The organism is Sphingobacterium sp. JUb20, assembly GCF_004342035.1.
Lineage (GTDB): Bacteria > Bacteroidota > Bacteroidia > Sphingobacteriales > Sphingobacteriaceae > Sphingobacterium > Sphingobacterium anhuiense.
The window spans coordinates 683,421-697,206 of the sequence record NZ_SLYV01000001.1; the positions used below are offsets into that span (position 1 = coordinate 683,421).

A 13,786-nucleotide genomic window follows, 5' to 3' on the forward strand; every position below is an offset into this window, starting at 1 on the left:
TCAAAAAAGATCCGGAAAATAGACATGATGAATACCATTAAAATAAAAAAAGCAATCCTACTGCTAAGTTCTTTCGCCACCGTTGCCTATAGCTACGGCCAAGAGCTGATCCGTCCATCTGTACAATCAAAAACAAGCTTTGCAATTGTTATTGACAGCAAAACTTTTGAAAGTGCACGTGCTGAAGTTATGGCTTATCGCCAATCCATCGAGAAAGATGGATTAGGCACCTACATCATAGCACATAACTGGCAGCAACCCGAGCAGATCCGCGAACAGCTGCAGCAATTATATAAAGGTAAACAAGCTCTTGAAGGAACAGTCCTAATTGGCGATATACCTATCGTTATGATCCGTGATGCGCAGTACCTGACATCTGCTTTCAAGATGAATCAAAAAATAAGATGGGATAAATCCTCCGTACCGTCCGACCGGTATTACGATGATTTCGATCTACAGTTGGATTTTATAAAGCAAGATACAGCAAAAGGACGTACCCACTATTATTACTATAGTCTCAATGGCACTTCGCCACAATACATTGAGATGGACATCTACTCTGCCCGTATCAAACCACCTGTAGAAAAAGGTGAAGATGCCACGCAAAAAATCAAGTCTTATCTCAATAAATTAGTAACATTGCGTGAAGAGAATAATCCGCTTACTGATATGGTAGCCTCTACCGGTCATGGCTATAACTCCAATTCAATGAACTCGTTTGCTGGCGATGTACTGGCGTTGAAATCACAATTTCCAGACCTGTACAAACCCGGAAATTCCATCAAGTTTTTGAATTTCAGAAACGCTGATTTCATGAAATACAACCTGCTTCGCGAATTAAAACGAGAAGGACTTGATTTCGCATTTATGACCGGACATGGAACCGCAACACTACAATTGATCAATGGTTATCCACTCGCATCCAATCCACAGCCTTCTATGGAAAATGTAGGACGCTATTTACGTTCCAAAATCAGAACTGCAAAAGAAGATGGAAGAGATGTCGAAAAAGTAAAAGAAAGTTTCAAGACTTCATTAGGAGTTTCGGATAAATGGATGACCAACGCGTTTGAAAAAGCGGTTATGGATTCAGATTCGGTTTTCAATGACAACCTTGACGTTCAAATATGGGATGTCAAAGATGCAGCTATACAAGCAAGATTGGTATACCTCAATTCTTGTTTAACCGGTTCATTCCACCTGGACAATTATTTAGCAGGCTATTACCCCTTCTCGGAAAATAAAAATGTTGCTGCCATTGCCAATAGTATTGGCGTATTGCAAGATTTGTGGCCGGCAGAGCTGATGGGTACCTTGCAACATGGTGTCCGTGTAGGCAATTGGTTCAAACACATTGCTTATCTCGAGACCCATATCCTCGGCGATCCTACTTTTCATTTTACAAGTAAACGAAGCCAGGAAATCAATAATGCGATTGTTAGTGGAGCAAAAATTTCTTACTGGAAAAAATTACTGCAAGAAAATGATGCCGACCTGCAGTCATTAGCTCTCGTGTATTTACAGAAACAGTTACCTGAAGCCGAGATGGCGCAGATCTTAAAGAATACCTACTTTAACTCACCTTTCGAAACGACAAGAATGCAAGCATTTGCACTTCTTAGAAACTATGAAAACGAGCAATATTTTGAAGTATTACATGCTGCAAAAAATGATTCTTACGAATTTATCAGACGTAGAGCAGTGTATGATTTAGGAGAATTTGGAGGCGATGATTTTGCAAAAGACCTTATTGCATTCTATGTCAGTGACCCGCATTCTGAACGTATAAATTATCGATTGAGAACAAATATGACATTTTTCAATCCTGAATTGCTAAAAAAAGAAATTGAAAATCAAGTGCGTCAAAATAAGAGCATCTATAATGCTGCAAACTTAAGTGACCAACTTTTGAAAGATATTGACTATAACAGCACCAAGGTGGAGAAAATGGAAGCCAACATACGCGACAAAAAACAGACCGAGAAAGAACGCCTTGGCGAGATCACAACATTGCGCCTTTACCGTTTCCATCGCTTAGTACCAACGGTGCTCACGATTATTGCAGACCCATCTGAATCAGAAACGATCCGCATTGCTGCATTAGAAGCAATGAGCTGGTTTCCCCTTTCTTATCAAAGAGAAGCCATTTTCAATACCTGTGATCAGCTCCTAAAGGACGATAAAGTTCCCCAAGCAGTAAAAGATCAAGCACTCAAGACTAAACATGTCATGAAAAAAGAAAAGAAATAGGATATAAAAAAAGTGCAGCCTTGAAAAAGGCTGCACTTTTTTTATACTCAAAAATTTATTTTGCAGGTCCGTGCGAATGGCCCATATCTGCAGGATTAATCATGATATGTGCTTTGTAACTACCCTCATCCATCAACCATGGAATACCCGGAACAGTAGGTTTATTTGCCATACCTAAATCGGCTGCTTTAGCAAAAGGAACATACAGTACATAACGGCGTTTGGCATCAGCCATCTCTCCGGTTTCTTTATTAAGCTGTTCCAAAGAACCCCAATAACCGTATAGCATCGTCGGCTGTTGTGGTATGATCAATTTACCATCTTTAAATTCCTGCTCGCGAATATCATCACGTTCTCTACGCTTTCCTTGCGCGATCAATTCTCTACCTCTAGCCATAAATGGTTCTAAACTCTTCGGATAAGCATAAGCGTACAACATGGGAAGTTTATAATCTGGTGCCAGGCAGATATAATCGTTAGTACCCGCTCTTAAAACAACAAACTTTCCTTCACTATCATAACCATATACCTGTGCTCCTTCTCTAAACTCTGTCGGTGCTGCTTGTACTGCTATTTTAATTTGGACCGCTGCAGGTAAAACTTCTCTTTTTGCTTTTTGTTGTGCCATACCATGGCTTCCGCTGCCAAGTGCTAACAACAATAGGACGATAATTTTCTTCATTTTTGTTTTAATATTTGTGTAGATTGATTCTAAACAAAGGTAAGGTTTTATCTACTAATATGAGTCTTCAAAGCTGTCATATTTACTCAAATTTTCCAATTTATTTAACAGGTAAAATGCCGATTGATCGCGTAAAAGACAATATGTGCAGCTTCCTCTTTGACATTATTTGAACGTAGCGTTAAAAAAAGTCATACCCTTTGCTAAGTCTGGAATAAAGAACAGCGCAATGCTAACCGTCTCTGTAGCTTGGCTTCGTTAAGATACTCTTCATATCACCCGACGAGTATTTTTGTCATGTATAAATCTTTTTGAGAAAAAAATTTTAGAATTCAATTCGTTAATCGTAATATTGCGATATACAAATCATAATACCATGGGTACTACAAAAACAGTTCACTTTACAGAACAGCAAAATCATATCGCCAATATTGCGAAAGCACTTGGACATCCCGCTCGTATTGCTATTATTGAATATCTCTTAAAGGTCAACACCTGTATTTGTAGCGATATTGTGGATGAATTACCATTAGCACAATCCACGATTTCGCAACATTTAAAAGAATTAAAAAATGCGGGATTAATCAAAGGAAATATCGAAGGAACATCCATCTGTTACTGTATAGATGAGAATACTTTCGCCGTCTTAAAAGCCTATTTTGGTAATATAATCCTATCTGTAAACAATCAAAAATGTTGCTAAGAAATGTTTAAGGCTGATGCCTTTTAAAAAATAACTTATTTTTTTTTACACACAACCATCGTAATATAACGATATAATAAAACATAAATACTATGAAATTATCAGAAATCAAACAGATCCTTCCAACATTAGAAAATGTTGAATTCCAATTAGAAGATGGAACATTTGTACCAGAGCATTTCCATGTAACCGAAGTCGGTCAGATCAACAAAACTTTTATTGATTGTGGCGGAGTTACGCGTACTGAAAACACGGTAAATTTCCAATTATGGAATGCCGACGATTATGAGCACCGCTTAAAACCCGGAAAATTGATCCACATCATCGAACTCTCAGAAACAAAACTGAATATTGGAGATCATGAGATAGAAGTAGAATATCAGCGTGGTACAATTGGAAAATACGGTTTAACATTCAATGGTAAGAATTTCGTCTTAACGAACAAAACCACAGCCTGTCTGGCACAAGATGCCTGTGGTATCCCCAATCCATTGCAAGTAGTCGGTTCAAATTCAAACAGCTGTACACCAGGATCTGGTTGTTGTTAATCAAAAGACCGACATGAACGCGAAACTAGTAAATACCATTTCGGAAATACTGAAATTAACGATCAATCAAGGGCGCAAATCTACGTTGCAGCCCCTGATTGATTATATCCAGGATAAAGTTACAGCTGGCTCAGCTATCAACATCAATTTCATCTGTACGCATAACTCCCGTCGAAGTCACCTCTCTCAGGTCTGGGCACAAATCGCTGCTGCGCATTACCAAATACCAAACGTAACCAGTTATTCAGGAGGTACTGAAGAGACAGCACTGTTTCCTAAAGTTGCCTTAACACTTGAAAATGCAGGTATTGCCGTCAGTATTATTTCCAACAGCGAAAATCCGGTTTATGCCTTCAAATACGATGAAAATGCTTTGCCGATTATTGGATTCTCTAAAAAATACGACTCCCCTTTCAATCCTGAATCCTTCTTTGCGGCAGTCATGACCTGTTCACAGGCAGATGGCGGTTGCCCTTTTATTGCAGGAGCTGAAAAACGCATACCGATTACTTTTGAAGATCCTAAAATATCGGACAATACAGCACAACAAGACGAGGTCTACAGAAACAGAAGTTTGCAGATTGCCTCCGAAATGTTTTACGCCTTTTCACAAATTAAATAAAATATAGGATGCAGGTAAAAATGAAATTTCTAGACCGGTATCTCACGCTTTGGATCTTCCTGGCGATGGGATTAGGTATCCTAATAGGCAATGTATTCCCCGGTATTTCAGATGTAATGGATCACCTGTCCATCGGTGCCACCAATATACCATTGGCAATTGGATTAATCGTTATGATGTACCCGCCACTCGCTAAAGTAAATTACGATCTACTGCCCTTGGCATTCAAAGATAAAAAAGTGCTGCGTTTATCCCTTATACTGAATTGGATGGTGGGCCCCATCTTGATGTTTATACTGGCAGTGCTATTTTTAAGAAATGAACCCGATTACATGGTAGGGTTAATTCTAATCGGACTCGCGCGATGCATTGCTATGGTGATCGTATGGAATGACTTAGCCAAAGGAAACCGCGAATATGCCGCACTTCTGATTGCTTTAAACAGTGTATTTCAAGTCCTGTTCTATAGCTTATTTGTATGGTTGTTTATCAATGTTTTGCCCTCCTATTTTGGATTTGCAAAGTATGCGATATCAATAGAGATGAGCGAAGTTGTCAAAAGTGTATTGATCTACTTAGGAATACCTTTTTTTGCGGGCTTTTTAAGTCACAGATTTCTCCCCCAAATAAAAGGTGAAAATTGGTATCATCGTAAATTCATACCCCTAATATCGCCATTTACGTTATATGCCCTGTTATTTACCATAGTGCTGATGTTCAGTTTAAAAGGCGAACAGATCATTCAATTACCCATGCAGGTTGTTAAAGTGGCTGTACCAATGGTGATTTATTTTGTACTGATGTTTTTTATAAGTTTTTTCATCAATAAATCGATGAAAGTCGCCTATGATAAGAATGCAGCGATATCATTTACGGCTACCGGAAATAATTTCGAATTAGCCATTGCAGTAGCGATAGCCATCTTCGGCATACATTCCCCACAGGCATTTGTGGGCGTTATAGGACCGTTGATTGAAGTACCGGTCCTCATCCTCTTAGTACGTGCCAGTCTTTGGCTCAAAAAGAAATATGATAGTTAGTTTTAGCATGGTGCCCTTCGCATTAGCTCCTATTTTTGATCGTCGTTTATTTAAACAAAAAAATGGGATATGCCTCCCTAAGATGGAATTACACTGCAATAAATAAAGCACCTTAATAAATAAGGTGCTTTGTTTATTTTAAACCATTTTCTTTCTTCCACTTCCGAATTCGATTGCTCGCATTGGCATAAGGTGAAGAAGTATTGAACTGGATCATTCTTCCGCAGGTCCATTTGTCATACCAAGGTGTTTCATATAATTCATGATTTGACTTTTTAGCTATTAATGCTAATATCGCCTCTACAGTATGGTTTAACTTATCCGTCAATACATGAAAATCGTCATCCTTATAGTCGTCGTAAAACTTTTGTGCCAGTCGGCCAAGTTCATTCCATTTAAATCCTGACTCAGGAAAAGACACCTCCTCGTTATTATCCTTTTGTCTATTCCATTTGAGTACAAGCTCTCCCCACCCTGCCAAATAAGCCAGCAGATCGTTGATACTCATTAATGTACCTTTACCATGACCTTCCATATCCTTCACTGCTGTCCGCTCATAGGGAACAGTAGTTAAGTCCTTTTTCAGTTTATCGTAATTTGTTTTTATTGCTAATTGTAGCTCAGATTTATTTGTTGGAACTGGCATAAAATTCTTTCAGTGAAAAATAGGAATACGATCAAGTGATTGTTAAAAATTATTTAGAATCATCACATTCAAAAATATATCCGGTTCTTCATCATCATCTAACTGGAACCGCAATTTGACTTCCTACCGAATCATTATAGAACCGCTATAATAGTTTAAAAGGAATTGCAAACTGGTTCCTAAAGTTACAAAATACCTTCCAAAAAATTTGCGGAAAACCCGATTATTGAGACAATAATATTCTTACGTTGACTTAACCTACCCCATGCCTGGAACACGCTATTTCATCAAAAACGGCAAGCTAAAGTCTCAAAAAAAACCATTCGAAGCAACGTGAATCTTAATTCGAACGTGTATACTCCGCATCGGTAACGGGCTTTAACCATTTTGTTTCCCCTTTTTCTCTACCTGTAATTGCTATTTGAACAAAAGCGCTATCTGCACTTGCTCCATGCCAATGAGGGATGTCTGCTGGACATTTTACAGTTTCGCCCTTTCTTATAATAACCTTTTCTTTTCCCTCTTCCTGATAATAACCAACCCCATCAAGAGCTAGAATAATCTGCCCTGCGGGGTGTGAGTGCCATCTGGTTCTTGCTCCCGGAGCAAAAGTAACACTACCGACTGCATTTTGATTAAGACTGTCTGCTTCCACCAGATTATTTAAATAGACATCACCCGTAAAATTACTGTTGTTTACCTTTTCACCTTTGGCAAAAATCAATTCTTTGTTTTGGGTATTTTCAGAATGAGTTTCTTGGGAGCAGGAAACCACTGAGATACCCAAAAGAAACAGCAATGCAAAATTTTTAAAATTCATATTTTTTAATTTTAAAGGTTTGTTTGGTAAAATTCAACCAGCTTATGTACGGCCTGCGTAACATACTCCGGCACCCAATAAGTCTGTATATGTGTAGCCCCTTCAATCAGGAACAGCTCCTTGTGCTTTGCATTTGTAGCTTTGGAAAACGCCTCGTCGGACATGTACTTTGTGTCGGCTTTACTGCCGGCTATCATTAACAAAGGCTGATCAATTAAATCAAGCTGATCGGTTGCATCCCAGGTCATCAGATCCATGAGGCTGCTTGTCGTATATAAAAAAGTTGAATTGGGATGTGCATGAGTCCTGTAATAGTATTCAAATCCTTCACGGTATAAACCTGCGGGAGTTTTTGCAATTTCTTCATCCGTCACACTTGCTACGCCCGAGAGCAAAATTTCTCCACCCGCAGCTTCTTGTGCACGAGCGTCCGAAGCTTGCTTTAAGCGTTCCTGAATGGTATTTAGCTGCGAATTTAGGAAGCCATTCCTTCTTACTTCTCCGGAGTTGAACATACTTAATGTTCCAATGGCTTTAAAACGTTTGTCCGACTGAGCTGCTTTTAAAGTATAGCCACCACCTCCACAGATACCTAAAGCACCCAGGCGATTGGCATCAACCCCTGCATATTGCATGATAAAGTCAGCCATACCACGAATATCTTCCGTGCGGAAGTGCGGTTTGTCGGTGTGCCGTGGCTCCCCCCCGCTTGCTCCCTGATAGGACGCATCTGCAGCAATAGTTATATAGCCCGCCTCTGCCAAACGCTGTGCATACAGTCCCGCTGTCTGTTCTTTGATACCACCATTTGGATGCGCAACAACTACGGCCGGATATTTTTTGGATGCATCATAATGAGCAGGTGTATATACGTTTGCAGCTATATCAATACCATTCAGTTTATAGGTAACCGGATGGATATTTACTTTCCCCGCTTCATTTTTTAAGATAGCGCCATCGTAGACCAAGGTCCAGGGATTTTGTTGATGCTTATTTTGCTTAGATTGTGCATGCACTTGATCAGTAACAATCATCGATGCAACTATTGCGAATATTGATGTTAACTTCTTCATATTATTTCTTACTTTTTAATACCTCGTCCAATACATTCTGTGCTGACGCGGCTTCTTTTTCACCAATGGCTTGCCCAATAACCCTAATAAATTCTTGCAATTGCTCTGGTTGCAAACCCACATGCAAACAAAGGTTGAAATGCGAACGTAGCATAGGCTCTACGCCTCCTACCCCACATAGAACCGATACCGTTAACAGTTCTCTTTCCTGATATGTCAGCACATCACGCTCGAAAATATCTGCAAAAAGATGTTCTTTCAGGAAAACCTCAATAGTAGGTGCAAATGCCGCGTAACCTGTTTTTGGTCCAGTCTCTTCAACTCCACTTAACTTTTCCAGTATGGCCTTGCCACGGTCATATTTAGAACGGTCATCCACAATCGGCGTCGCTTCAGGCCCCATTATATCTTCCATTCCTTTTGCTTTACGTTCCTCAAGCACAGCCATAAAAGTCTGCAGACCGCGTAGGCTCCGCGGAAATCCTGCGTAAGCATATACATGCATCAGCACTTCCTTAATCTGATTGATAGTCAATCCAGCATCAAGTCCCGCATTCAATTCTGTCGTTAGTTTGGTCAGATCTCCCTTTCCCGTGACAGATCCAATACCGACTATGGCTCGTTGTTTTTTACTTAAATTTTGTATTCCATTCGTTTGGCCATTTACAGTTGCGGTAAAAATAATTGCTATGATAAAAAATAGTGATTTTAAGAATTTGACCATAATTTGCCCTTTTTTGTAATGATTCAATCTACTTGCCTCAAAGAAACATTGTTATACAAAGTTCTCGATTCGGCGACGCTTAAACGGTAAATACATTACTGTTTTTACTACCAATATTACTGATGTAAACAAAACAGCTAACACAAAATGAAGTGTTAGCTGGAAACAAGCTTTCAGTTTTAATAAATTTTCTGACCGCTTTTACATGCTTATTTTAGTTTTTGTTTTCATTATTTATTTTAACAGAACGCATTAAACGGGAAAAAGTAAGGGAGCCCATTTTCCATGCGCCATTTTCTTTCACATATACTTCGGTTACCATAAAAGGGTTTATGACCGTATTCCCCCCGACCACTGCCTCAAGGTCAATGTCGTTTAAAAGTATGGCAGTATTGCCTATTATATTGATGCTTGTACTATATACTGTTGCTTTTTTATACCAGATACTTCCACTTTTAATGACATCAAGTTCTTGCTGTTTGCCCCAAGATCCTCCCATATGAACAAACATGGATTTCTCGTGAAAGATGTCATTTAATTTATTAATATTTTTATCAGACATCCATGCCCATTTTTCATTGGACAGGTCTTTCAGTTCTTGCTCTGAGGCTGTAGCATGTTCAACTGGTTTTTCAAGTTTCTGATACTCTTCATCAGGGACCGGCTGTAGCCATGTTGTTGTACTTTTCGGTGAAACCGCAATATAGGTAACACCAGTTTTAGGTGTTGAACCATGCCAATGCGCTACATCTGGTAAACATTTAACAACATCACCTTTCTGTACGATCTGTACCGGTTTTCCTTTTTCCTGATAATATCCGATACCATCGGTTATCAATAAGATCTGTCCCGCAGCATGCGTGTGCCAGTTCAGTTTAGCATTCGGAGCAAATACCGCCAAAGATATATGCGCGTTAATATTCTTGTCGGCTGCGTTTAATTCACGTAACCATACATCTCCTGTATGATTAACATTTTTTGCTTTTTCACCTAAAGCAAAAATAGACTGATCCTGCGCTACCGCATTTGTTGTAACAGTGGTAAACAGTAAGACTGTTAAATAGATTATTCGTTTCATATTGCTTCAGTTTTTAATAATATTTCTTTCAGTTCCATCGCACATGCTTAGCATCTCTGACTCACATGAACCTTCACGCGATCCAAATTTCATCTCTTATAGCGTGCTACAGTCTCTGAGTAAAATCCTTTGCGCCATATTTTAGGGAGACCCAATTATTGATCAAGCCCTTTTTGCTTTAACCATTTTGATAACACATCAGCCACCTGGACATTATTTAAGTCCGAAAAAGGGAAATGCGTATTGCCAAAAATCCCGATCTCAGGCAAGTGTACCACCGTTGCATCACCACCATGTTTATTGACAGTTGCCGCCCAAAGCCTTGCCATTTCAAGACCTGAACGCCAATGATCTTTGTTCCAAACTTGCGATGGTTCCTTTGCAATATTGTCACCATAATAAATGACAATGGGCATCTGAGTCAATTTTTTGAAGTCGGACAAAGGTATCTCCACACCTTTTAATACACCAAAAAGGCCATTTGATGCGATCGGGGGTGGAAGTTCTCCTGCTGGAAACAAAAAACCGCTATAAGGTTCATATGCTATCACCCCTTTAACCTTTTCATTCTTTATTGCCGTCATCCAGCCCGGCCCACCACCTTGCGAGTGCGTCACTAAAATGCCTTCACCAATTTTATCGAATAACGCTGAGATCGCATCTGTTACAACCTGTGCATCAAAGGCGCCCGTATTGGGGGTCATCTGTCTGTAAAACTGCTCGAGCGAAGCTGTGTCTTTTGAGAACTGAACATTTGGAAAGTAATCTGGATAGTTTCCTATTCGGAACTGTGTAAACCAAAACTGTTCGTCTGCCGTGGGTTTAACAATTCCTTCAACAGTACTCTTTCCTGCTTCACCACGTCTTGGTTGGTCAACTAAGTAAACCGAAAATTTTCGGCGAAGAAAAATATTTTGAAACCCTGATCTGCCATCGGGAGTTGTTTCCCAAGTTTTTTTCGATTGTCCTGCACCATGAAGAAAAACCAACGGATATTTTCGGGACTTTACCGGAATTTGATAAAATGCATAGGCGTGGTCACCATGAAAGGTCTGTCCGTCTGGTTTCAAAGCATTATTTACATCAAAAACTCCAGATTGCGTCACCTTTACACCACCAATAGCAAAACTTCCCTGCTCTGCAATGGTGATTGGCTTCTGTCTGTTTTGGGCATTAATTGATATTGAGGTCGTCAATAACACCGTCAATGCACCTAAATATCTCCATAATTCTTTTTTCATCTTAAAATTTTATTTTCCGGCATTACTTTATAAATGCGCATATCAGTTTACACCTCGTACAAAAGATACTGTCTCTATTTTCATGCAATCCATGCAATTTTTTCTTTTGCAGATTTAAATATCCAGTTTACGTTCACTTAACCATTTCACCATTTCTGGATCTCTATGGTCAAAAAACAAACTTGATCCTATATCTAAGGATGCGATGGCATCAAAATCCTGAGATGAAAGTTCAAAATCGAAAATATCAAAATTCTCAGCCATCCTTTCCTTACGGATGGATTTCGGGATCGTAACAACACCTCTTTGAGTTAACCAGCGAAGGATTATCTGGGCTATGGACTTGTTGTATTTTTCACCAATAGCCGATAATAGTTCGTGATGAAATATGTTGTTTTTACCTTCTGCAAAAGGTCCCCAGGACTCGATCTGTACATTATTTTCTTGAAGGAATTTTTGTGTTTCAATCTGCTGGTGAAATGGATGCGTTTCAATCTGGTTAATCGCTGGTGTAAATCCAGAGTTTACGATAATATCCATAATTCGATCTGGATGAAAATTGGATACACCAATTGCTTTGATCTTACCTTCGTTATATAATTCCTGCATGGCACGCCACGAACCATAAATATCGCCATATGGCTGGTGAATAAGGTACAGATCCAGATAGTCCAGTTGCAATCTATCCAATGACTTTTGAAAGGCTATTTTAGTTTTTTCATAACCTGTATCCTGTATCCATAATTTGGTTGTGATGAAAAGTTCATCTCTCGAAACAGCGCTTTTTTTAATCGCTTCACCTACCGCTTTTTCATTTCCATAAGAAGCTGCAGTATCAATTAGCCGATAACCTGTTTCAATTGCATTTATAACAGATTCCTCACATACAGCGGCATCCGGTATCTGAAACACACCAAAGCCAAGTACCGGCATTTCTACGCCATTGTTTAATTTAATTGTCTCCATTCTTCCATCATTTATTATTGTTCAACTCTTCCAGCTTGCATTAAAAAACCTTTTTAGTATTTATTTCCTACTTTTCATTATCGGCTAATTAGAGAAAAAAATCCTATCTCGTCACATACACTTGTCAATAAGATAATGCCTTGATGTTAGCAATCCTGCGATCCGTAGGAATTTCACATCTTTAAAACCCCAAACTATTTCACCTTGTTTTAAATTCATTACCAAAAGCTCAAATTTAAAATGACAGCAATGTCGCATGCTATAGAATAGATCATAAACAAAGTCAATCCTAATAACAAAATTCAGCATGATTTAGAAGAATAAATTACACATATTACTCTTTAAACTACCAATATTACTGATCTGGCATGAAATACCGTATACATTTAAGAAATCAAGAATATGAGAACGTTCTTGTCCTCTGCAATAAATAATTTACGCGTGCAGCACTTGAATTATATATATTTGTAGTATGATACGATTCGAAAACTTTGCGTCTTATAATCAGTATGTAGGTTTAAAAGAACCGTTAGATGACGATATAGATATCGGTTATTATCAACCACTTCGCATGAGGTCTACATCAGATCCTGTTTTAATAGATTTTTATCGGATTTCCATAAAGATAAATCTGGTTTATAGTAATACGCCAGATGCAACGCCCATTACAGCCGTTTTTTTCAATAGTCCTAACCTCGCAAATGGTTGGGATATAGCACCGCTCCCCACCTATACAGGAATGTATCTACAGCTCTCAAAGAAGATCATTGCGGAGAACCGATTTTTATTCAAAAATTACCTGGATTATGGACAGCATGAAGCATTGTATCTGACCGAAACGGAAGCGGAAGAAATCCGTACGGTATTTGAATTGATGACGCCTTATTATAACAGTAAAAAGAAAAATAATACTGTTTTATTATCCTACGTCAACGTACTGGTCTCTTTAGTAGAAGCATTTTATAAAAGACAGTTTTCAACAGATCCAAAGCAGTACAACCGAATCCTGACAGATTTTCAGCAGCACCTTCACGAGTACTATAGACAACCCGTCAAGCAGCTTCCAACAGTACAGTATTTCGCAGATAAATTAGGTTTGTCGGCTAACTATCTGGGCGATATCATCAAACATTTAACAAATAAATCTGCCCTTGAAAATATCCATGATTTTGTAGTAAAAAAAGCTAAAGAATTGCTTGAGATCAAAAAAGAATTGAATAGCACCGAAGTTGCGTATGAACTTGGATTTGAGTACCCAAACTATTTTGCCAAGTTCTTTAAAAAACAGGTGAATCTTACCCCTCGGCAATACCGTCAGTCCCTGATCAATAAATAATCCGTTAATTCTGACCCCAAATTTCTAAAAAATTTACGCCCTGTAATTTGTTTCCTT

Annotated in this window: 14 protein-coding genes; 6 read left to right on the forward strand and 8 right to left on the reverse strand. The window is 38.8% G+C overall.

Annotated elements, in window-relative coordinates; genetic code table 11:
• Positions 1–24: 24 nt before the first annotated feature.
• Entirely contained in the window at positions 25–2,250 is a 2,226-nt protein-coding gene (locus EDF66_RS03000; protein WP_243655979.1) for a HEAT repeat domain-containing protein, read from the forward strand.
• A 55-nt stretch (positions 2,251–2,305) separates the two neighbouring features.
• Here EDF66_RS03000 and EDF66_RS03005 read toward each other — a convergent pair whose 3' ends face one another.
• The gene (locus EDF66_RS03005; RefSeq protein ID WP_132840452.1) at positions 2,306–2,932 is read right to left on the reverse strand and encodes a hypothetical protein; all 627 of its coding nucleotides are present in this window, start codon (positions 2,930–2,932) and stop codon (positions 2,306–2,308) included.
• Between the two features lie 376 nt (positions 2,933–3,308).
• Between EDF66_RS03005 and EDF66_RS03010 the strand changes: the two genes are divergently transcribed.
• From EDF66_RS03010 to arsB, 4 genes are all read left to right on the forward strand, one after another.
• Entirely contained in the window at positions 3,309–3,635 is a 327-nt protein-coding gene (locus tag EDF66_RS03010) for an ArsR/SmtB family transcription factor (protein WP_132840453.1), read from the forward strand.
• Positions 3,636–3,727: 92 nt separating this feature from the next.
• Positions 3,728–4,183 (forward strand): DUF6428 family protein, encoded by a 456-nt coding sequence (locus tag EDF66_RS03015; RefSeq protein WP_132840455.1) that lies wholly within the window; start codon positions 3,728–3,730, stop codon positions 4,181–4,183.
• Positions 4,184–4,196: 13 nt separating this feature from the next.
• Positions 4,197–4,805: a low molecular weight phosphatase family protein gene (locus tag EDF66_RS03020; protein ID WP_132840457.1), complete on the forward strand. Its 609-nt coding sequence runs from the start codon at positions 4,197–4,199 to the stop codon at positions 4,803–4,805.
• Between the two features lie 8 nt (positions 4,806–4,813).
• The gene (gene arsB, locus EDF66_RS03025) at positions 4,814–5,845 is read left to right on the forward strand and encodes an ACR3 family arsenite efflux transporter (RefSeq protein ID WP_132840459.1); all 1,032 of its coding nucleotides are present in this window, start codon (positions 4,814–4,816) and stop codon (positions 5,843–5,845) included.
• A 133-nt stretch (positions 5,846–5,978) separates the two neighbouring features.
• On the opposite strand, the gene EDF66_RS03030 is transcribed toward arsB, so the two are convergent.
• The 7 genes from EDF66_RS03030 to EDF66_RS03060 form a co-directional block, all read right to left on the reverse strand.
• Positions 5,979–6,491: a ClbS/DfsB family four-helix bundle protein gene (locus EDF66_RS03030; RefSeq protein ID WP_132840461.1), complete on the reverse strand. Its 513-nt coding sequence runs from the start codon at positions 6,489–6,491 to the stop codon at positions 5,979–5,981.
• 340 nt (positions 6,492–6,831) lie between these two features.
• Positions 6,832–7,311, reverse strand: a complete 480-nt coding sequence (locus EDF66_RS03035) for a cupin domain-containing protein (RefSeq protein WP_132840463.1) — start codon at positions 7,309–7,311, stop codon at positions 6,832–6,834.
• An 11-nt stretch (positions 7,312–7,322) separates the two neighbouring features.
• Positions 7,323–8,384 carry an alpha/beta hydrolase gene (locus EDF66_RS03040; protein ID WP_132840464.1) on the reverse strand — a complete coding sequence of 354 codons (1,062 nt, stop codon included), beginning with the start codon at positions 8,382–8,384 and terminating at the stop codon, positions 7,323–7,325.
• 1 nt (position 8,385) lies between these two features.
• Positions 8,386–9,108: a carboxymuconolactone decarboxylase family protein gene (locus tag EDF66_RS03045; protein WP_132840466.1), complete on the reverse strand. Its 723-nt coding sequence runs from the start codon at positions 9,106–9,108 to the stop codon at positions 8,386–8,388.
• A 214-nt stretch (positions 9,109–9,322) separates the two neighbouring features.
• Positions 9,323–10,186 (reverse strand): DUF4440 domain-containing protein, encoded by an 864-nt coding sequence (locus EDF66_RS26295; protein WP_132840468.1) that lies wholly within the window; start codon positions 10,184–10,186, stop codon positions 9,323–9,325.
• A gap of 155 nt (positions 10,187–10,341) precedes the next feature.
• On the reverse strand, positions 10,342–11,427 hold the full coding sequence (locus tag EDF66_RS03055; protein ID WP_132840470.1) for an alpha/beta hydrolase: 1,086 nt from the start codon (positions 11,425–11,427) through the stop codon (positions 10,342–10,344).
• Between the two features lie 114 nt (positions 11,428–11,541).
• Positions 11,542–12,393 (reverse strand): aldo/keto reductase, encoded by an 852-nt coding sequence (locus EDF66_RS03060; RefSeq protein ID WP_132840471.1) that lies wholly within the window; start codon positions 12,391–12,393, stop codon positions 11,542–11,544.
• A 472-nt stretch (positions 12,394–12,865) separates the two neighbouring features.
• On the opposite strand from EDF66_RS03060, the gene EDF66_RS03065 reads away from it, so the two are divergent.
• Complete coding sequence (locus EDF66_RS03065; protein ID WP_132840473.1) at positions 12,866–13,729, forward strand: helix-turn-helix domain-containing protein; 864 nt, start codon at positions 12,866–12,868, stop codon at positions 13,727–13,729.
• Positions 13,730–13,786 lie beyond the last annotated feature (57 nt).

Coding starts and splice junctions, on each gene's coding strand:
- EDF66_RS03065 (WP_132840473.1), top strand. CDS start 12,866: ATGATACGATTCGAAAACTTTGCGTCTTATAATCAGTATGTAGGTTTA.
- arsB (WP_132840459.1), top strand. CDS start 4,814: ATGCAGGTAAAAATGAAATTTCTAGACCGGTATCTCACGCTTTGGATC.
- EDF66_RS03055 (WP_132840470.1), bottom strand. CDS start 11,427: ATGAAAAAAGAATTATGGAGATATTTAGGTGCATTGACGGTGTTATTG.
- EDF66_RS03045 (WP_132840466.1), bottom strand. CDS start 9,108: ATGGTCAAATTCTTAAAATCACTATTTTTTATCATAGCAATTATTTTT.
- EDF66_RS03060 (WP_132840471.1), bottom strand. CDS start 12,393: ATGGAGACAATTAAATTAAACAATGGCGTAGAAATGCCGGTACTTGGC.
- EDF66_RS03035 (WP_132840463.1), bottom strand. CDS start 7,311: ATGAATTTTAAAAATTTTGCATTGCTGTTTCTTTTGGGTATCTCAGTG.
- EDF66_RS03015 (WP_132840455.1), top strand. CDS start 3,728: ATGAAATTATCAGAAATCAAACAGATCCTTCCAACATTAGAAAATGTT.
- EDF66_RS03000 (WP_243655979.1), top strand. CDS start 25: ATGATGAATACCATTAAAATAAAAAAAGCAATCCTACTGCTAAGTTCT.
- EDF66_RS03030 (WP_132840461.1), bottom strand. CDS start 6,491: ATGCCAGTTCCAACAAATAAATCTGAGCTACAATTAGCAATAAAAACA.
- EDF66_RS26295 (WP_132840468.1), bottom strand. CDS start 10,186: ATGAAACGAATAATCTATTTAACAGTCTTACTGTTTACCACTGTTACA.
- EDF66_RS03005 (WP_132840452.1), bottom strand. CDS start 2,932: ATGAAGAAAATTATCGTCCTATTGTTGTTAGCACTTGGCAGCGGAAGC.
- EDF66_RS03010 (WP_132840453.1), top strand. CDS start 3,309: ATGGGTACTACAAAAACAGTTCACTTTACAGAACAGCAAAATCATATC.
- EDF66_RS03020 (WP_132840457.1), top strand. CDS start 4,197: ATGAACGCGAAACTAGTAAATACCATTTCGGAAATACTGAAATTAACG.
- EDF66_RS03040 (WP_132840464.1), bottom strand. CDS start 8,384: ATGAAGAAGTTAACATCAATATTCGCAATAGTTGCATCGATGATTGTT.